The sequence below is a fragment of the Streptomyces lydicus genome, assembly GCF_001729485.1.
Taxonomy (GTDB): domain Bacteria; phylum Actinomycetota; class Actinomycetes; order Streptomycetales; family Streptomycetaceae; genus Streptomyces; species Streptomyces lydicus_D.
Map to the genome: position 1 here is coordinate 3175494 of NZ_CP017157.1, position 18818 is coordinate 3194311.

The window sequence follows — 18818 nt, forward strand, 5'->3', positions numbered from 1 at the left end:
GCGCCACGGCCTAGACTGCGGGCATGCCCGGCAAGCGAGCCACTCGCCTCACCCCCGACCAGCGCCGGGAGCAGCTGATCGGCATCGGGCTGGAGATGCTCGCCGACCGCTCCCTGGACGAGCTGTCCACCGACGAGGTCGCCCGGCGCGCCGGCATCTCCCGGGGGCTGCTCTTCCACTACTTCGACTCCAAGCGCGACTTCTACCGTGCCGTGGTCCGCGCCGCGTGCGACCGCTTCAGCGCCGCCACGGAACCGGACGGCGGGCTGGAACCGGTCGCCTGGATGCGGGCGTTCATCGCCGGTTTCGTGGCGTACGTCCTGGAACACCGTCAGGTCTACCTCGCCCTGGTGCGGGGAGCCGCCGGCAGCCACCCCGCGGTCACCGACATCGTCGGCGAGACCCGCGAGACCCTCGCCCGCCGGCTGCGGGACGGACAGCGGCGGCTCGGCGTGCCGGACGTCCCGCGGCAGGAACTGGCCCTGCGCGCCTGGATGGCGTTCGCCGAAGAGGCCGTCACCACCTGGCCGGTGGACGACTCCGGGGACGGCGCGGCCGGCGCGCGCGACGAGCTCTGCGCGTTCATCGAGGCCAGCTTCGTCGGCCTGCTGGGGCTGCTCGACCGTCCCGGGCGCCTGACGTCCCGTTGAGCGGCCGCGCCGCCCGGGCCCGTGGCCCAAGCGTGACGCATCTCAAGTGGGCGCCGTGCCGAGCACGTTGTACGGTGCCTGTGCGCCTGCCGCCTCGTCCGCCGACGCTCGGCGGACAAGCGTGCGCTGCGCCCGCACACCCGGCAATTCAGGAGAAGAGAACCATGGCCTTCGGTCGTTCCGATCGTCGCCGCCGGACCGCCGCCGTCGAGCCGGTGACGCTGAAGATCCTGGTGGCGGGCGGTTTCGGAGTCGGCAAGACCACCCTGGTCGGCGCGGTCAGCGAGATCAAACCGCTGCGCACCGAGGAACGGTTGACCGAGGCGGGCCGGCCGGTGGACGACCTCGACGGGGTGGAGGCCAAGACCACCACGACCGTCGCGATGGACTTCGGCCGGATCACCCTCCACGACGAGCTGGTCCTCTACCTCTTCGGCACCCCCGGCCAGGACCGCTTCTGGTTCCTGTGGGACGAACTGGCACGCGGCGCGCTCGGCGCGGTGGTGCTCGCCGACACCCGCCGGCTCGCGGAAAGCTTCGCCGCCATCGACTACTTCGAGCGGCGCGGGCTGCCGTTCACGGTCGCGGTCAACTGCTTCGACGGCGCCGACCGCTACCCGCCGGAGGCCGTACGGGACGCCCTGGACCTGGATCCGCACATTCCGGTGATGCTCTGTGACGCCCGCGAGCGGGGCTCGGCGCGCGATGTGCTGGTCGCCGTCGTCGAGCACGCGATGCAGAACGGTCCGCGCCGGCGGGAGCCCGCGCTGCCCTGACCCGGTGCGCGCGGGTGCGGCCCGTACCCCGCCGTCCGGGATACGGGCCGCACGTCTGCGGCACTTCGGCCCGCCGCCCCTACGGGGCCGCCGGGCCGTCGTCGGCCAGCCAGCCGAAGCTCCGTTCCACCGCCCGGCGCCAGTGGGCGAACTCGCGGTCGCGGACCGCCGCGTCCATCCGCGGCGCCCACTCCGTGTCCCGCTGCCAGTGGGAGCGCAGCTCGTCGAGGTCCTGCCAGACGCCGGTCGCCAGGCCGGCCGCGTACGCCGCGCCCAGGCAGGTGGTCTCCGAGATCACCGGCCGGATCACCGGCACCCCCAGCACGTCCGCCTGATGCTGCATCAGCAGGTTGTTGGCGGTCATCCCGCCGTCCACCTTGAGCTGGGTGATGCGTACGCCCGAGTCCTGGTACATGGCGTCCACGACCTCGCGGGTCTGCCAGCTGGTCGCCTCCAGCACGGCGCGCGCCAGATGGGCCTTGGTGACGAATCCGGTCAGCCCGGTGATCACCCCGCGGGCGTCGGAGCGCCAGTAGGGCGCGAACAGACCGGAGAACGCCGGGACGACGTACGCCCCTCCGTTGTCGGGGACGCTCGCCGCCAGCGGCTCGATCTCGTCGGCCGAGGCGATGATGCCGAGCTGGTCGCGGAACCACTGCACCAGGGCGCCGGTGATGGCGATGGAGCCCTCCAGGCAGTAGACCGGTGCCTCCCCGCCGAGTTGGTAGCCCATCGTCGTCAGCAGCCCGTTCTTCGACGGCACCGGGCGGTTGCCGGTGTTCAGCAGCAGGAACGAGCCGGTGCCGTAGGTGTTCTTGGCCTCGCCGACGCCGTAACAGGTCTGCCCGAAGACCGCGGCCTGCTGGTCGCCGAGCGCGGACGCCACCGGCACCCCGCCCAGCTGCCCCACGGCCGTGCCGTACACCTCGGCCGACGACCGGATCTCCGGCAGCATCGCGGCCGGCACGTTCATCGCCGACAGGATCGCCGGGTCCCACTGGAGGGTGGACAGGTTCATCAGCATGGTGCGGCCGGCGTTGGTCACGTCGGTGACGTGCACGCCGCCGTCGGTGCCGCCGGTCAGGTTCCAGATCAGCCAGGAGTCGATGGTGCCGAACGCGATCTCCCCGCGCTCGGCGCGCTCCCGCAGCCCCGGCACCGCGTCCAGCAGCCAGGCCGCCTTCGGCCCGGAGAAGTAGCTGGCCAGTGGCAGTCCGGTGGCGTCCCGGAAGCGGTCCTGGCCGTCGGTGCCGCCGAGTTCCGTGCACAGCCGGGCGGTCCGGGTGTCCTGCCAGACGAGGGCGTTGTGCACCGGCTTTCCGGTGGCCCGGTCCCACAGGACCGTGGTCTCCCGCTGGTTGGTGATGCCCAGCGCGCTGAGCCGGTCCGCCCGCAGTCCGGCCTTGGCCAGCGCGCCCGCCACCACGGCCTGCACCTTCGACCAGATCTCGGTGGCGTCGTGCTCCACCCAGCCCGGTCGGGGGAAGATCTGCCGGTGCTCGCGCTGGTCGACGGCGACGATCGCCCCGCCGTGGTCGAAGATGATGCAGCGGCTCGACGTGGTGCCCTGGTCGATCGCGGCCACATATTTCTCGGTCTTCGCGGTTCGCTCCGTCATGCCGTCACGCCTCCTTGGGTCCTGGCTGGTGGGTGTGCGCGGGCCCGCCCGGGGTTCAGAACACGCAGTTGTGGACCAGGCCCGCGAGCACCGCGCCGATCAGCGGCCCGGCCACCGGGATCCAGGCGTAACTCCAGTCGGACGAGCCCTTGTTGGGGATCGGGAGCAAGGCGTGCACCAGGCGCGGGCCGAGGTCGCGGGCCGGGTTGATGGCGTAGCCGGTCGGCCCGCCCAGCGACAGCCCGATGCCCACCACCAGCAGCGCGACCAGCAGGACGTTGATGCCGGAGCCGTAGACCCCGACCCGGGCGCCCGGCACCTGGCCGATGCCGATGCCCTGGTTCTGTCCGAAGAACAGCAGGGGCAGCACCAGTCCGACGGTGGCGATGATCTCGGTGACGAGGTTGGCGACCGGCTTGCGGATCTCCGGTCCGGTGGCGAAGATCCCCAGCGTCGGCTGGGCCTTGTCGCGCTCCGCGTTGGCGGCGAACTGCGCGTAGTACAGCGCCCAGGCCAGCACCGCGCCGAGCGCCGCGCCGACCATCTGCGCCAGTACGTACAGCGGCACCTTCGACCACGGGGTGCCGCCCGCGACCGCCGAGCCGACCGTCACCGCGGGGTTGAGGTGCCCGCCCGACAGCGGCGCCGCGGTGTACGCGCCGGCCAGTACGCCCATGCCCCAGCCGAAGGCGATCACGACCCAGCCGGCGGCCCTGGCCTTGGAGTAGTGCAGGGTGACGGCGGCGCACACGCCGGCGCCGAAGAGGATGAGTACGGCGGTGCCGATCACTTCACCGACGAAGATGTCCCCATTGGAATACATGGCGGCTCCTTGGCCCTGGCCCGGGGACGTCCCCCGGTCCTCCGTGCAGGGTGCGTGCCACCGGCGGGCAGCGGGCAGCCGCTGCCACCCGGCCGGGGTGCCTGAGTGCGGCGGCGCCGACTGGCACGGGGAAGTGTTCACCCGGGCTGAGAGGCCGTCAAGGTCGCGAGCCGCAAAGGGGGTTGGGCACATTCAGAGGCTCGGCGGGCAGCGCCGGCGCCCCGTCGCCGGGGCCGTCACCCCCGGGCCGGGACGCCGCGCTGACCGGGCGGTGCGGGGTGCGGGGGAGCGGCCGGGCCGGGCACCCGCGCCGCGGCCCCGCGCCGGATCTCGGTGCGCTCCGCGCCGGGCCGGCCCAGCACCCAGCTCGCCCCCGGCAGCGCCTTCGCCTCCTTCTTCAGCGGGGCCAGCGCCGCCGCGGCCTCGTGGTGCCCGGCGACGCTGCCCGGCGGACACACCGCGGTCGCGAGCGACAGCGTCACCGGCCGCCCGCCGGCCGACCAGGGCACGTCCAGCAGCGCCGCGGCGAACGGCGCCAGCCCGTCCGGCTCGGTCAGCACCAGGAAGTCGTCCCCGCCGATGTGGCCCACCCGGGAGGCCGGTTCGCCCGCCGCGACCCCGGCGAGCGTCCGGCCCACCGCACGGATCAGTTCGTCGCCGGCCGCGAACCCGGCGCCGTCGTTGACCTGCTTGAACCCGTCGACGTCCAGCCAGCTCAGCGCGAACGCCCGGCCCTCCGCGATCCGCCGGTCCACCTCCCCGTTGACCTCGTCCGAACCGGGCAGCCGGGTCAGCGGGTTGAGCCGCGCCGCCTCCTCCACCCGGCTCTCGGCCAGCGCCCGCACGATGTCCGCGAGGTGCACCACGCCCATGCACCGGCCGCGGTCGTCCACCACCGCCACGTCGTCCCCGGCCCGGTCCCGGCCGCCCTCGGCGATCACGTCGAGCACCTGCCAGGCGGTGGCGTCCGCGCCGACCGTACGCGGCCGGTCCGCCAACCGCAGCGCCGGCCGATCGGCGTACAGCGCGTGCCCGTACCGCCCGGACAGCGACAGCAGGAACCGGTCCCGGTCGATCGCCCGGACCGGCACCCCGTCGGAGTCCACCAGCAGCACCCCCGACACCGCGGGGAAGCCGGTGAGATGACTGCGGACCGCGCCCGCCGACGCGGACATCGGCAGCAGCGCCGCGGGCTGCAGGAACTGCGCCACCGGCGGCCCGGACGGCGGCCGGTGCGCCACCGCGGGCCGGCTCACCGCCGCGGGGATCGCCGGTGGCAGATACACCTCGGTGGCCGGCCGGCGCGCGGGCGGCGCGAACAGATAGCCCTGCGCCAGCTGCACCCCGGCGTCCCGCACCGCCGCGTACTGCCGCTCGGTCTCCACGCCCTCGATGGCGAGCAGCCCGCCCACCCGCTCGCACAGCTGCCGGACCGCGGCCACCACCGCCTGCCGGCCCCGGTCGGTGTCCAGCCGCGCGCACAGCGACGCGTCGAGCTTGACCAGGTCCGGTGCGAGGTCGCCGAGCAGCCGCAGCGGCAGATCCCCGTCGCCGACCCCGTCCACGCAGATCCGGTACCCCTCGTCGCGCAGCACCGCCACCGAGTCCAGCAGCGCGGCGTGCGGGACGTGGGTGAACGGCCCGCCGATGTCGAGGGTGACCTCCCAGGGCCGCCGGCCCACCTCGTGGACGGCCTTGCCGAGCGCCGGCAGCCGCGGCAGCTCGGCGACCGTCGAGGCGCAGACGTTCAGGTGCAGCGGCAGCGGCGTCTCGTGGTGCGCCGCCACCCGCACGGCGAGCGCCGCGAGTTCGGCGTCCAGTTCAGGACAGCGGTGCACGCGGGCCAGCACGTCGGACTCGCCGGGCTCGGGGCGGGCGAGTATCTCCAGCGCCGCGACCGAACCGGTCGAGAGGTTCACGACGGGCTGGAAGGCGAATCGAAGCTGGTCCGTCCAGGCAGGCACGGGCAGCAGCATGCCCCTCCGCAGGCCCGAACCGGGTCTGATTAACGCACTGTTCACGCATCCTTCCGGAGCGTACGGGCGGCAGCCGCGCGAGGCACACAGGACGTTCGACCGGGCTCGGACGAAACCTCCTCGCCTCTCGGCTGGACGCTGCCCCCGGCCGGTGCTACGTTGCTCTCATTCCGAGAAAGACTCGGAGTGAGAATTACTTGCCGGGGGGTAGCGGCCGTGGACGCGGACCGGCAGGGCGGTGGCGCGGATGACGGCGGCGAGCGCGCCTTCCTCGCGGCGTACGACCCGCGGGATTTCCCCGCCATCGCGGTGACCGTCGACATCGTCGCGCTGACCCTCCGCGGGGGCGTGCTGCACGTCCTGCTCGTCGAGCGCGGCGGCCGCCCCTTCCAGGGCGCCTGGGCGCTCCCGGGCGGCTTCGTCCGCGCCGGGCAGGAGTCGCTCGACGAGGCCGCGGCCCGCGAACTCGCCGAGGAGACCGGCCTGGACGCCGCCCATCTGGAGCGTGTCCACCTCGAACAGCTCGGTTCCTACGGGGACCCGGGCCGTGACCCGCGGATGCCGGTCGTCACCGTCGCCTACCTCGCCTTCGCCCCCGACCTCCCCGAGGCGCGCGGCGGCGGCGACGCCTCGGCCGCGGCCTGGATCCCGGTCTCCCGGCTGGCGCTCGGTGCCGCGGCAGAGGACGGCGCGGCCCGGGGGAGTGTTCCGCGGAGTTCCGGCGAACCGGACGCGGCCCGGCCGCGTCCCCAAGAACAGGGCCCTGGGCACGGGACCGACGGGGGTGGCTCCGTGCCCGGGCCCGCGGACGACGCGGCGCCGGCGGAGAGCACCGCCCCGCCCCTGTTGCCGCTCGCCTTCGACCACGCCCGGATCGTCGCCGACGGCCTCGACCGCGCCCGCGCCAAGATCGAGTACACCCCGCTGGCCACCGCCTTCCTCGGCCGGGAGTTCACCATCGTCGAACTCCGCGGGGTCTACGAATCCGTCTGGGGCGGCCCGCTGCACGCCGGGAACTTCCACCGCAAGGTGCTCTCGGTCCCCGGGTTCGTCGAGTCCACCGGCGCCACCGCCGCCCGTGGCGGTGCCCGCGGCGGCCCCCGTGCCCGCCTCTACCGCGCCGGCGACGCCCGGCTGCTGCACCCGGCCCTGCTGCGCCCCGACCGGGAGGACGGCGTGCGATGACCACGCCCACCGCCACCGGAGCCCCGTACACCCGCGCCGCCCCCGCTGCCGAGGCCGGGTTCGCCCGCCTCGACGCGCTCTGGCGGCGCCGCGCCACCGCCCGCCCGGCCGCCGCGGTCCTGACGACCCGGCACCGCATCCGCGCCGGCCACTTCGACGCCGTCGCGCACTCCTACGCCGTCGAGGTCTGCGGGGGAGTGGACGCAAACAGCGGCTCACCGAGAGCCTGTTGACCGCCCGCCCGCCCGCCCGCCCGGCCGACCGGCGGTCACCGGGCACCGACCCGTGCGCCTGGTGCGACGCGCTCGCACAGACGCTGGGCGCACCGGTCGCCATGGAGTCCTACGGACCCACCGCCGCCGACAGGACCGTCTGCTCCCTCACCCGACGGGGAAGTCGAAGTAGGTGTCCGGGAAGGGCTCCGGCTGGAACGTGAAGTGCCACCACTCCTCGGGCAGGTTCACGAACCCGGCCCGCTCCAGGCCGCTCTTGAGCAGCAGCCGGTTGCTCAGCTGCCGCCCGTGGATCCGCGGGTCAAGGGTGTGCGCGAGCGTGTCGAAGCAGTCGAAGCCGGTGCCCATGTCGAGGGAGTTGTCCGGGAAGCGCGTGGCCTTCGGCCCGTAGCAGGACGTCAACGGCTCCCCGGGCACGTACGGGAGGGTGGGCACCGCGGGCAGCCGCACCAGGGTGAGATCGACCGTACTTCCCCTGCTGTGACCGGACTTGGCCGCGATGTAGCCGTCGTCGAAGAGCTTCGCCTTGTCCTCACGCGGATAGAACTCGCCCTTCATCCGCTGATCGCCGAGGTCCTTCGCCCACCGCACGAAGTGGTCGACGGCGCGCTGCGGCCGGTAGCAGTCGTAGACCTTCAGCGAGAACCCGCGCCGGAGGAACGAGCGCTGCGCCCGGTGCAGCGCCCGCGCGGCCTGCCGCGTCAGCAGGCACGTCGGCCTGCGGTAGCCGTCCACCGGCACACCCATGAAGTTGTGCGGCGTCCAGTAGCGCATCTCCTGGATGATGGTGGGATCCACCGCGCGCAGCGCCACGAACCCCTCGGGCGCCGCGCGCGGGACCGGCGGACGGTGGGCGGCCCCCGCCTCGGCGCCCGACGGCAGGGTGACGACGGTCAGCAGGGCGGCGGCAGCAACGGCCAGGCCGCGCAACGCGGTAGCGAGTCTCGGCATGGCCCCTCGTCTACCAGGCGCGGCCCGCGCAGGGGAAGACCGCGGCGGTCACCCGCCCTCCAGGCCCCGCACCCGCACCGGATATCCCAGGGCGCTGCCGTCCCGCCGCTCCACCACCACGCGGCCGTCCGCCCACCGGGTGGTGAAGCGCTCGACGGTCGGCCGCTGCCAGCCGTCCCCGGCGTCCGGCACCACCAGCCCGGAGCCGCCGCGCCCGGCCGCCGGCGCCCACACCTCCAGCTCCGTCCCGCCGTCCTCGCCCGCCACCGGCAGCACCGCACCGGCCCGCGCCAGCACCGGTATCCGCGACAGCGGCGCCTCCACCCACACCTGCCCGGGACCGTCGTACGCCCGCCCGGTCGCGGTGTCGTACCACCGCCCGCGCGGCAACCGCACCGGCCGCCGGGTCACCCCCGCCGCCAGCGCCGGCGCCACCAGCAGCGCGTCCCCCAGCAGAAAGGCGTCCTCACAGTCCCGCAACGCCCGGTCCCGCGGCGCACTCCACCACACCGGCCGGACGTAGGGCGCGCCGGTCAGCCGCGCCAACTGGCCCAGCGTCCCGAAGTACGGCAGCAGCCGCTGCCGCTCCCGCAGCGCCGCACGGGCGTGCTCCAGCACCTCGGCGCCGAACTCCCAGGGCTCCCGCCGCCCCGCCCAGAGCGCCGAGTGGGTGCGGAACAGCGGCAGATACGCGCCCAGTTGGAACCAGCGCAGATACAGCTCCCCGGACGGCACCGCGGAGAACCCGCCGACGTCCGGGCCGCCGTACGGCACCCCGCACAGCCCGAGACCCAGCACCAGCGACAGCGACGCCCGCAGCCCCGGCCAGCCCGTCGCCACGTCCCCCGACCAGGTCCCCCCGTAGCGCTGCATCCCCGCCCACCCCGATCGGGAGAACAGGAACGGCCGCTCGCCCGGCCGCAGTTCGCACAGCCCCTCGAAGCCGGCCCGGGCCATCGCCAGACCGTAGACGTTGTGCGCCTCCCGGTGGTCGCCACCCCGGCCCTCCAGCGCGTGCCGGGCCGAACGCGGCAGCGTCTGCGCACCGAACGGGGCAAACGAGACCGGCTCGTTCATGTCGTGCCAGAACCCCGAGAAACCCTGCGCCAGCCGCTCGCCGTACAGCCCGCCCCACCACTTGCGCACCCGCGCCTCGGTGAAGTCCGGGTACACCGACTCGCCGGCCCACACCACCCCGCGCACCTCCCGCCCCCGGTCGTCCCGTACGAACGCGTCGGCCGCCGCCCCGCCCTCGTACACCGGGTCCCCCGGAGCCGCCTGCACCGCCGGATCGACGATCGACACCAGCCGCACCCCCTCGGCACGCAGCTCCCGGGCCAGCCCCGGCAGATCCGGGTAGCGCTCCCGGTCGACGGTGAACACCCGGTGCCGGTCGTAGTGGTCGATGTCCAGATGGACGGCCGACAGCGGCAGCCCCCGCTCCTGATAGCCGGACACCACCCGCCGCACCTCCTCCTGGCCGCCGAACCCCCAACGGGCGTGCTGATGACCCAGCGCCCACTGCGGCGGCAGCGCCGGCGCACCGGTGAGCGCCGTCCAGACCTGGAGCACCCGGGCCGGTGTGCCGGCCAGCACCCAGTAGCGCAGCGGCCCGCCGTCCATCCGCAGCTCACAGGCGCCCGGCCGGTCGTGCCCCGAGCCGGCGCCCTCCGTGCCCTCCCGCAGCAGCACCCGGCCGTCCCAGGAGTTGTCGTGGAACACCAGATGCGTACCGGCGTCCGCCACCACCAGCTGCACCGGCATCGTCAGCGACAGCGGATCGTCGCCCGGCACGAACGCCCCGCCCGGATCGGTGTTCCACAGCCGGTACGCGCCGTCCCGCAGCCGCGGCCCGTGCGCCCGCCCGCCGAGCCCGAAGAACCGCGCGTCGGCCGCCACCTCCGAACGCTGCACCCACCGCGAACCGCCACCCCCCTCCGGCCGGCCGGCGTCCCCGCCCGCCTCCGCGCCCGGCCCGTCCGTACGGTCCCACCAGCGCGGCGGCAGCTCCCGCCGCAGCACCGCCCCGCCGGGCGTCCGCACCTCCACCGCGCCGTGCCGGGACACCACGACCAGCACCCGCTCCGAGACCACCCGCCAGCCGCCCTCCGTATCGGGCTCCAGCACCGCCCGCGCGTCCGGCTCCGGACACGCCCCGGCCAGCGCGTACGACGGCTCCGGCGCCGCCCCGTCCCAGCCGCAGAACACCGCGCCGCCCGACGCCACCCGCACCCGCAGCGACGACCGCGCGAAGTGGATCACCCCGCCCCCCGGCTGGGGCTCCGCCCCACGCGCCGGCCCCGGCACCCTCGCCCGCTCCGCGCCGCGCCGCGGCAACGCCCTGGCATCCGCCCTCCGTGCCCGCCACGCCGCGCGCACGGACCGCAGCCCCTGCACCGGCCCGACCGCCCTGACCACCCGTACCGACCGCACCAGATCACGCCCGTCCATGCCGGTCAGCCTGCCATTGACGCCTCGTCGGGCGGGCATCGTTCAACTGCCGTTCACCTGCGCAGGGTCACGCTCGGCCACGACCGGGCCCACGGAATCGCGACCCGGTGGCCGGTTCCCGCCCGGCGCCCCACCGGCGACCCGCCCGCCGGCCCTCGCCACGTGCCGGCACCACACCGGACACCCCCCGAATGTGGGGAGCCGGCCCTGGTGCACAAGTCGATCACATGGCATCGTCCAGGCAAGCCGTGTCACGCGCACACGTCGGGCCGGGGGACCCCCGCCGCGGTGCGCACACGACGCCCACGACGCGTACCGACCGGGAGCCGCACATGACCACCGCACCGCAGTCCGCCCAGCCGGAACCCCTCTGGCAGCCAGGACCGGACCGTATCGCCGGCGCACAGGTCACCCGCTTCCACACCTGGGCCGCCACCCACCACGGCGCGCCCGCCCCCACCCCCGGCGACCCCGCAGCGAGCTACGCCGCCCTGCACCGCTGGTCCGTCGAGGAGCTCCCCGTCTTCTGGCAGGCCGTCGCCGACTGGTTCGACGTCCGCTTCGGCACCCCGTACGAGACCGTCCTCGCCGACCGCGCGATGCCCGGCGCCCAGTGGTTCCCCGGCGCCACCCTCAACTACGCCGAACACGCGCTGCGCGCCGGTGCGGACCCGGCCCGCGCCGACGAGCCCGCGCTGCTGTACGTCGACGAGTCCCACGAGCCCACCCCGGTCAGCTGGGCGGAGCTGCGCGCCCAGGTCGGCTCGCTCGCCGCCGAACTCCGCCGCCTCGGCGTCCGCCCCGGAGACCGCGTCAGCGGCTACCTCCCCAACGTCCCGCAGGCCGTCGTCGCCCTGCTCGCCACCGCCGCGGTCGGCGGCGTCTGGACCTCCTGCGCCCCCGACTTCGGCGCCCGCAGCGTCCTGGACCGCTTCCAGCAGATCGAACCGGTCGTGCTGTTCACCGTCGACGGCTACCGCTACGGCGGCAAGGAGCACGACCGCCGCGACACCGTCGCCGAACTCCGCGCCGAACTCCCCACCCTGCGCGCCGTCGTGCACGTCCCGCTGCTCGGCACCCCCGCCCCCGAAGGCGCCCTGAACTGGTCGGACCTGACCTCGCAGGACACCGAACCGGTCTTCGAACAGGTCCCCTTCGACCATCCGCTGTGGGTCCTGTACTCCTCCGGCACCACCGGCCTGCCCAAGGCCATCGTCCAGTCGCAGGGCGGCATCCTGCTCGAACACCTCAAGCAGACCGGCCTGCACTGCGACCTCGGACCCGACGACCGCTTCTTCTGGTACACCTCCACCGGCTGGATGATGTGGAACTTCCTCGTCGCCGGCCTGCTGGTGGGCGCGACGATCGTGCTCTACGACGGCAGCCCCGGACACCCCGACATCGCCGCCCAGTGGCGGGTCGCCGAGGCCACCCGCGCCACCGTCTACGGCACCTCCGCCGCCTACGTCATGGCCTGCCGCAAGGCCGGCATCCACCCCGCCCGCGACCTCGACCTGTCCGCCGTCCACTGCGTCGCCACCACCGGCTCCCCGCTCCCGCCGGACGGCTTCCGCTGGCTGCACGACAGCTTCGCGGAGAGCGGCGCCGACCTGTGGACGGCCTCCGTCAGCGGCGGTACCGACGTCTGCAGCTGCTTCGCCGGCGCCGTGCCCACCCTCCCCGTCCACATCGGCGAACTCCAGGCCCCCTGCCTCGGCACCGACCTGCAGGCGTGGGACCCCCAGGGCAAGCCCGTCATCGACGAGGTGGGCGAACTCGTCGTCACCAACCCCATGCCGTCCATGCCGACCCGCTTCTGGAACGACCCCGACGGCACCCGCTACCACGACAGCTACTTCGACATGTACCCCGGCGTCTGGCGGCACGGCGACTGGATCACCGTCACCCTGCGCGGCAGCGTCGTCATCCACGGCCGTTCCGACTCCACCCTCAACCGCCAGGGCGTACGGATGGGCTCCGCCGACATCTACGAGGCCGTCGAACGGCTCCCCGAGATCCGCGAATCCCTGGTCATCGGGCTGGAACTCCCCGACGGCGGCTACTGGATGCCGCTCTTCGTCCACCTCGCCCCCGGCGCCGCACTCGACGACGCCCTGCGCGACCGCATCAAGCGCACCATCCGCGAGCAGCTCTCCCCGCGCCACGTCCCGGACGACATCATCGAAGCCCCGGGAGTGCCGCACACCCTCACCGGCAAGCGCATCGAGGTCCCCGTCAAACGCCTCCTCCAGGGCACCCCCCTCGACAAGGCCGTCAACCCCGGCTCCGTCGACAACCTCGAACTCCTGCGGTTCTACGAGCGGATCGCACGCGACCGCGCCGCGGAAGGCTCCGCACAGTAACGCCCCGGCGCCGGATCCCGAGCGGCCCCGCCCGCGATCCGGCGCCGGAAACCGCAGGTCACCGGCCACCGGACGGACCCGCCACGGCCCCTCCCCGAGTCCGTTGTCAGACCCCCCGATTACTCTCAGTGACAAGTGGTGTGCGGCCGGCACACCACACACGAGAGCTCACCCAGGGGGAGTCATGACATCCACGTCCCGGCACACCGACCGCACCGCCCACCGCGCACTGCGCCGCGAAGTCCCCAGCACCGCCGCCGTCCTCGCCGACGAACGGGACTTCACCGCCATGCGCCGCTACCGCACCTTCCCCTTCGACGACCACGGCAGCTACCTGCGGCAGATGGAGACGCTGCTGCGCACCCTCACCGCGCAGGGCGTCCTCACCACCCTCAGCCTCTTCGACCCGGCCGCCTACGAGGCGTACTGCGCCGCCCGCGACCTGGACCCCGACCGGCCCGGGAGCCGCACCCGCTACGCGGCCGAAGCCGCCCGCACCGGCGCGACCGTCACCTACGAAGGCGAGCCGCTGAGCCACCTGCTCCCGTTACTCGTCGAGGAAGCCGACCGCCGCGCGGCCCGGGACCACGCCACCGCCCTCCTGGCCCGCACCGGGAACTGCGCGGAGTGCGGCACGGACCTCGCCCGCGCCGCCTTCGCCCGCGCCACCCACGCCGTGCACCAGCTCCTCGCCTCCCTCGGCGACGGCAGCCACCACCTCGTCTGCTCCGTCGCCGCCGACGGCCCCCCGCTCCTCGCGGTGCTGCACGCCACGGCCCGGGACGGCGCGCCGCCCGGCCTCACCGAAACCGAGACCCTCGGCTTCTGCACGGTCCTCGCCACCGGCCTCGCCCTGCGCGCCCCCGGCGGCATCGTCGCCCGCAGCACCACCACCCCCACCGACCGCGACACCGCCGCCGACGGCCGCGACACGGTCCGCGGCTGGTCCCTGCGGGACTCCTGGCTCCGGCCCCTCAGCACCGCCGAGGTCTTCACCGCCTACTGCACCGACGCCGACACCGGCGAGCCCGTCCCACCCGAGCACGGCGTCGACTACGCCCCCGGCCTCCCGCTCACCCCGCCACCCGGCACCCACGACCACCACTGACCGGCGGAGTCCGTACACACGAAACGGCCGCCCCGCCACAACGGCGGGACGGCCGTCCACCACTCCCGCGACGCACCGCGCCGCGCGGAATCACTCCCCGGAAAGCACCGCCTGCGCGGCGGCCCGGGCGTCATCGGCGGTGTCCGCCGCACGCGCCGCGGCCGCGGCACGCTCGCACTGCGCCAGCGTGTGCTTGGCCAGCGTCGCCCGCACATACGGAATCGACGCCGCGCCCATCGACAGGCTGGTGACACCGAGACCCGTCAGCACACAGGCCAACAGCGGATCGGAGGCCGCCTCGCCACACACACCACAGCTCTTGCCCTCGGCCTTGGCCGCCTCGGCCGACGCCGCGACGAGATCCAGCAGCGCCGGCTGCCAGGGGTCCTGCAGCCGCGACACGGCACCCACCTGACGGTCGGCCGCGAAGGTGTACTGCGCCAGGTCGTTCGTCCCCAGCGAGAGGAACTCGACCTCCTGAAGGATCGACCGCGCCCGCAGAGCGGCCGACGGAATCTCCACCATCGCCCCGAACTTCGCCCGCAGCCCGGCCTCCCGGCACGCGTCCGCGAACGCCTTGGCGTCGATGCGGTCCGCCACCATCGGCGCCATGACCTCGAGGTAGACCGGCAGCCCCTCGGCAGCCTTCGCCAGCGCGGTCAGCTGCGTACGCAGCACGTCCGGGTGGTCGAGCAGCGTACGCAGCCCCCGCACACCCAGCGCCGGGTTCGGCTCGTCGGCCGGCGTCAGGAAGTCCAGCGGCTTGTCGGCGCCGGCGTCCAGCACCCGCACGACCACACGGCCCTCCGGAAACGCCTCCAGCACCTTGCGATACGCCTCGACCTGCTTGGCCTCCGCCGGCGCCTGCTTGCTGTCGTCCAGGAACAGGAACTCGGTCCGGAACAGACCGACCCCCTCCGCCCCGGCCTCGACCGCCGCCGCCACGTCACCGGGCCCACCGACGTTCGCCAGCAGCGGCACCTTGTGCCCGTCGGACGTGGCGCCCGGCCCGGACGAGGCGGCCAGCGCCGCCTTCCGCTCGGCCGCGGCCCGCTCCAGCTCCGCCCGCTTCTCGGCGCTCGGCTCCACGAAGATCTCACCGGTGCTGCCGTCGACGGCGATGACCGTGCCCTCGACCAGCTCACCCGCGCCCGGCAGCGCGACGACGGCCGGCACACCCAGCGCCCGCGCCAGAATCGCGCTGTGGCTGGTGGGCCCGCCCTCCTCGGTCACGAACCCGAGCACCAGCGTCGGGTCGAGCAGCGCGGTGTCGGCCGGCGCAAGGTCCCGCGCGATCAGCACATACGGCTCGTCGCTGTCCGGCACACCCGGCATCGGCACACCCAGCAGCCGCGCGACGATACGGTTCCGCACGTCATCGAGGTCGGCGACCCGCCCCGCCAGGTACTCACCGGCACCCGCGAGCAGCGCCCGGTACGCAGCGAACGCGTCATAGACACCCCGCTCGGCGGTGCTGCCGACGGCGATCCGCCGCTCGACGTCCGCCATCAGCTCGGGGTCCTGCGCCATCAGCGCCTGGGCCTCCAGCACGGCCTGCGCCTCACCGCCCGCGAGATTGCCGCGCGCTATCAGGTCGGCGGCGACAGCCTCCACGGCCTGGCGGGCACGCCCCTGTTCGCGCTCCGCCTCGTCCGCCGGAATCTGCTTGGCCGGCGGCTCCAGAACCGCCGTCCCCATGTGCCGCACCTCGCCGATCGCCACCCCGTGGCTCACGCCGACGCCTCGCAGCGTTGTCTCCATTGCACCCGTCTCCGGTTGATGCGACGGCCGGGCCGCCGCGGTGGATGTCCTACCTGCCGTCAGGGACGGCGCCCGACTACTGCCAGGAGAAGAGCTGGTCTCCGGCCTTCACGTCGCCGTCCTCCCGGACGTCGCCGAGCGAGTCCGCACTGGCCTCCAGCGCGACAACGGGGCAGACCGGCGACTTGCCGGCGGCCTCGACCGCCGCCGGGTCCCAGCGCACGATCTCCTGGCCACGGGTGACGGTGTCACCCTTGTTCACCAGCAGCTCGAAGCCCTCACCGTTGAGCTGAACGGTGTCGATACCCAGGTGAGTGAGCACGCCGTGCCCCTCCCCGTCGACAACGACGAACGCGTGCGGGTGCAGAGATACGAGAACACCGTCCACGGGCGACACGGCGGCAGACGGCTCACGAACCGGGTCGATGGCGGTACCGGGACCCACCATCGCTCCGGAGAACACCGGGTCGGGCACGGCCGCGAGTCCGATGGCGCGTCCAGCAAGCGGGGACGTCACGGTGGTCATGGGAAGCCTCCCAGGGGTGGAGATTCATCAGGCCGCCGTCACTACCTGTCCTGGACGGCGCACCGTCGAGAAGCGTAAGTCATAAGAACTGACGGTTCCGCATGAGAGACGCCGGTTGCGCGCGGCGAGCCCCGCCGAATCGATTTGCCTCGCCCACAGCAGAGCTGTACTGTCTGAGACCTGCCCCGGACAGCCAGACCGCAATCAACTGCGGCCGGTTGAGTTGGGCGGCACTCCACAGCGTCTTGATCGCGACTCAAGAATTGTGCGCTTCTGCATGTCTGCAGAAAAGCGGCGGTTCGAAAGTCGAAAAGGGCCTGATAGAGTGTGAAACACCGAAGGGAAGCGCCCGGAGGAGAGCCCGAGAGGGAATCCAAAGGAAGCGTCCGTTCCTTGAGAACTCAACAGCGTGCCAAAAGTCAACGCCAGATATGTTGATACCCCGTCTACCGGAAACATTCGGCAGATGAGGTTCCTTTGAAAGTCCATCCCGTCCATGTGGCGCGGGTGGCACACACAGCGAGGACGCTGTGAACGACCGGACCTATTCCGTTTGGTCGTTCCGCTCTCGTGTGTGTTGACCCGATTACGGGTAAACATTCACGGAGAGTTTGATCCTGGCTCAGGACGAACGCTGGCGGCGTGCTTAACACATGCAAGTCGAACGATGAACCTCCTTCGGGAGGGGATTAGTGGCGAACGGGTGAGTAACACGTGGGCAATCTGCCCTTCACTCTGGGACAAGCCCTGGAAACGGGGTCTAATACCGGATACGACACGGGGTCGCATGACCTCCGTGTGGAAAGCTCCGGCGGTGAAGGATGAGCCCGCGGCCTATCAGCTTGTTGGTGGGGTGATGGCCTACCAAGGCGACGACGGGTAGCCGGCCTGAGAGGGCGACCGGCCACACTGGGACTGAGACACGGCCCAGACTCCTACGGGAGGCAGCAGTGGGGAATATTGCACAATGGGCGAAAGCCTGATGCAGCGACGCCGCGTGAGGGATGACGGCCTTCGGGTTGTAAACCTCTTTCAGCAGGGAAGAAGCGAGAGTGACGGTACCTGCAGAAGAAGCGCCGGCTAACTACGTGCCAGCAGCCGCGGTAATACGTAGGGCGCAAGCGTTGTCCGGAATTATTGGGCGTAAAGAGCTCGTAGGCGGCTTGTCACGTCGGATGTGAAAGCCCGGGGCTTAACCCCGGGTCTGCATTCGATACGGGCAGGCTAGAGTTCGGTAGGGGAGATCGGAATTCCTGGTGTAGCGGTGAAATGCGCAGATATCAGGAGGAACACCGGTGGCGAAGGCGGATCTCTGGGCCGATACTGACGCTGAGGAGCGAAAGCGTGGGGAGCGAACAGGATTAGATACCCTGGTAGTCCACGCCGTAAACGTTGGGAACTAGGTGTGGGCGACATTCCACGTCGTCCGTGCCGCAGCTAACGCATTAAGTTCCCCGCCTGGGGAGTACGGCCGCAAGGCTAAAACTCAAAGGAATTGACGGGGGCCCGCACAAGCAGCGGAGCATGTGGCTTAATTCGACGCAACGCGAAGAACCTTACCAAGGCTTGACATACACCGGAAAACCCTGGAGACAGGGTCCCCCTTGTGGTCGGTGTACAGGTGGTGCATGGCTGTCGTCAGCTCGTGTCGTGAGATGTTGGGTTAAGTCCCGCAACGAGCGCAACCCTTGTTCTGTGTTGCCAGCATGCCCTTCGGGGTGATGGGGACTCACAGGAGACTGCCGGGGTCAACTCGGAGGAAGGTGGGGACGACGTCAAGTCATCATGCCCCTTATGTCTTGGGCTGCACACGTGCTACAATGGCCGGTACAATGAGCTGCGATACCGCGAGGTGGAGCGAATCTCAAAAAGCCGGTCTCAGTTCGGATTGGGGTCTGCAACTCGACCCCATGAAGTCGGAGTTGCTAGTAATCGCAGATCAGCATTGCTGCGGTGAATACGTTCCCGGGCCTTGTACACACCGCCCGTCACGTCACGAAAGTCGGTAACACCCGAAGCCGGTGGCCCAACCCCTTGTGGGAGGGAATCGTCGAAGGTGGGACTGGCGATTGGGACGAAGTCGTAACAAGGTAGCCGTACCGGAAGGTGCGGCTGGATCACCTCCTTTCTAAGGAGCACTTCTTACTCGGACTTGTCCGGGTCAGAGGCCAGTACATCAGCGAATGTCTGATGCTGGTTGCTCATGGGTGGAACGTTGACTATTCGGCACGGTCGGTTGGGATCATTAGTACTGCTTCGGCGTGGAACGTGAGTCTTCAACTGGTCGGGTCGGGCACGCTGTTGGGTATCTGAGGGTGCGGACTTGAGTCTGCTCCTTCGCGATGCCGGCCCCAGTGAACTCAGCCTTCGGGTTGGGGTGGTGGGTGGCTGGTCGTT

At 72.3% G+C, this 18818-nt stretch carries 13 protein-coding genes and 1 rRNA gene; 7 read left to right on the top strand and 7 right to left on the bottom strand.

Annotated features, from left to right (window positions below; all coding sequences use genetic code 11):
* Positions 1–23 precede the first annotated feature (23 nt).
* Together SL103_RS13655 and SL103_RS13660 are read left to right on the top strand one after the other, a co-directional pair.
* Positions 24–650: a TetR/AcrR family transcriptional regulator gene (locus SL103_RS13655; RefSeq protein WP_069569120.1), complete on the top strand. Its 627-nt coding sequence runs from the start codon at positions 24–26 to the stop codon at positions 648–650.
* A 164-nt stretch (positions 651–814) separates the two neighbouring features.
* Positions 815–1426, top strand: a complete 612-nt coding sequence (locus tag SL103_RS13660; protein WP_069569121.1) for a GTP-binding protein — start codon at positions 815–817, stop codon at positions 1424–1426.
* A gap of 79 nt (positions 1427–1505) precedes the next feature.
* Here the strand turns inward: SL103_RS13660 and glpK are convergent, their stop codons facing one another.
* The 3 genes from glpK to SL103_RS13675 all read right to left on the bottom strand — a co-directional run bounded on the left by glpK (position 1506) and on the right by SL103_RS13675 (position 5831).
* Positions 1506–3044, bottom strand: coding sequence for a glycerol kinase GlpK (gene glpK, locus SL103_RS13665; RefSeq protein WP_069569122.1), 1539 nt, complete (start codon positions 3042–3044; stop codon positions 1506–1508).
* 55 nt (positions 3045–3099) lie between these two features.
* A complete protein-coding gene (locus SL103_RS13670) occupies positions 3100–3867 on the bottom strand; it encodes an MIP/aquaporin family protein (protein ID WP_069569123.1) in 768 nt (255 codons plus the stop codon).
* Between the two features lie 236 nt (positions 3868–4103).
* Positions 4104–5831, bottom strand: a complete 1728-nt coding sequence (locus SL103_RS13675) for a GGDEF domain-containing protein (protein ID WP_069573689.1) — start codon at positions 5829–5831, stop codon at positions 4104–4106.
* 228 nt (positions 5832–6059) lie between these two features.
* On the opposite strand from SL103_RS13675, the gene SL103_RS13680 reads away from it, so the two are divergent.
* Positions 6060–7028, top strand: coding sequence for an NUDIX hydrolase (locus SL103_RS13680; RefSeq protein WP_069569124.1), 969 nt, complete (start codon positions 6060–6062; stop codon positions 7026–7028).
* Positions 7025–7261, top strand: coding sequence for a hypothetical protein (locus tag SL103_RS13685; protein ID WP_069569125.1), 237 nt, complete (start codon positions 7025–7027; stop codon positions 7259–7261). Before SL103_RS13680 ends, SL103_RS13685 begins: the two co-directional genes overlap by 4 nt.
* A 147-nt stretch (positions 7262–7408) precedes the next feature.
* Here the strand turns inward: SL103_RS13685 and SL103_RS13690 are convergent, their stop codons facing one another.
* Both SL103_RS13690 and SL103_RS13695 read right to left on the bottom strand, forming a co-directional pair.
* Entirely contained in the window at positions 7409–8212 is an 804-nt protein-coding gene (locus tag SL103_RS13690; RefSeq protein ID WP_079145727.1) for a M15 family metallopeptidase, read from the bottom strand.
* 48 nt (positions 8213–8260) lie between these two features.
* A complete protein-coding gene (locus SL103_RS13695; protein ID WP_069569126.1) occupies positions 8261–10663 on the bottom strand; it encodes a glycoside hydrolase family 31 protein in 2403 nt (800 codons plus the stop codon).
* Positions 10664–10995: 332 nt separating this feature from the next.
* Here SL103_RS13695 and SL103_RS13700 point away from each other — a divergent pair, with 332 nt between their 5' ends.
* Positions 10996–13026: an acetoacetate--CoA ligase gene (locus SL103_RS13700; protein ID WP_069569127.1), complete on the top strand. Its 2031-nt coding sequence runs from the start codon at positions 10996–10998 to the stop codon at positions 13024–13026.
* A gap of 184 nt (positions 13027–13210) precedes the next feature.
* The gene (locus SL103_RS13705; protein WP_069569128.1) at positions 13211–14134 is read left to right on the top strand and encodes a hypothetical protein; all 924 of its coding nucleotides are present in this window, start codon (positions 13211–13213) and stop codon (positions 14132–14134) included.
* Positions 14135–14224: 90 nt separating this feature from the next.
* On the opposite strand, the gene ptsP is transcribed toward SL103_RS13705, so the two are convergent.
* Both ptsP and SL103_RS13715 read right to left on the bottom strand, forming a co-directional pair.
* Positions 14225–15895 (bottom strand): phosphoenolpyruvate--protein phosphotransferase, encoded by a 1671-nt coding sequence (gene ptsP, locus SL103_RS13710; RefSeq protein ID WP_069569129.1) that lies wholly within the window; start codon positions 15893–15895, stop codon positions 14225–14227.
* 76 nt (positions 15896–15971) lie between these two features.
* The gene (locus SL103_RS13715) at positions 15972–16421 is read right to left on the bottom strand and encodes a PTS sugar transporter subunit IIA (RefSeq protein WP_033270120.1); all 450 of its coding nucleotides are present in this window, start codon (positions 16419–16421) and stop codon (positions 15972–15974) included.
* A gap of 599 nt (positions 16422–17020) precedes the next feature.
* On the opposite strand from SL103_RS13715, the gene SL103_RS13720 reads away from it, so the two are divergent.
* Positions 17021–18549 (top strand): 16S ribosomal RNA (locus SL103_RS13720).
* Positions 18550–18818: the final 269 nt, after the last annotated feature.

What these genes read in the sequence shown, in the direction of transcription:
- SL103_RS13685 (WP_069569125.1), top strand. Translation starts at nt 7,025, where the DNA reads ATGACCACGCCCACCGCCACCGGAGCCCCGTACACCCGCGCCGCCCCC.
- ptsP (WP_069569129.1), bottom strand. Translation starts at nt 15,895, where the DNA reads ATGGAGACAACGCTGCGAGGCGTCGGCGTGAGCCACGGGGTGGCGATC.
- SL103_RS13655 (WP_069569120.1), top strand. Translation starts at nt 24, where the DNA reads ATGCCCGGCAAGCGAGCCACTCGCCTCACCCCCGACCAGCGCCGGGAG.
- SL103_RS13695 (WP_069569126.1), bottom strand. Translation starts at nt 10,663, where the DNA reads ATGGACGGGCGTGATCTGGTGCGGTCGGTACGGGTGGTCAGGGCGGTC.
- SL103_RS13660 (WP_069569121.1), top strand. Translation starts at nt 815, where the DNA reads ATGGCCTTCGGTCGTTCCGATCGTCGCCGCCGGACCGCCGCCGTCGAG.
- SL103_RS13705 (WP_069569128.1), top strand. Translation starts at nt 13,211, where the DNA reads ATGACATCCACGTCCCGGCACACCGACCGCACCGCCCACCGCGCACTG.
- SL103_RS13690 (WP_079145727.1), bottom strand. Translation starts at nt 8,212, where the DNA reads ATGCCGAGACTCGCTACCGCGTTGCGCGGCCTGGCCGTTGCTGCCGCC.
- glpK (WP_069569122.1), bottom strand. Translation starts at nt 3,044, where the DNA reads ATGACGGAGCGAACCGCGAAGACCGAGAAATATGTGGCCGCGATCGAC.
- SL103_RS13700 (WP_069569127.1), top strand. Translation starts at nt 10,996, where the DNA reads ATGACCACCGCACCGCAGTCCGCCCAGCCGGAACCCCTCTGGCAGCCA.
- SL103_RS13670 (WP_069569123.1), bottom strand. Translation starts at nt 3,867, where the DNA reads ATGTATTCCAATGGGGACATCTTCGTCGGTGAAGTGATCGGCACCGCC.
- SL103_RS13715 (WP_033270120.1), bottom strand. Translation starts at nt 16,421, where the DNA reads ATGACCACCGTGACGTCCCCGCTTGCTGGACGCGCCATCGGACTCGCG.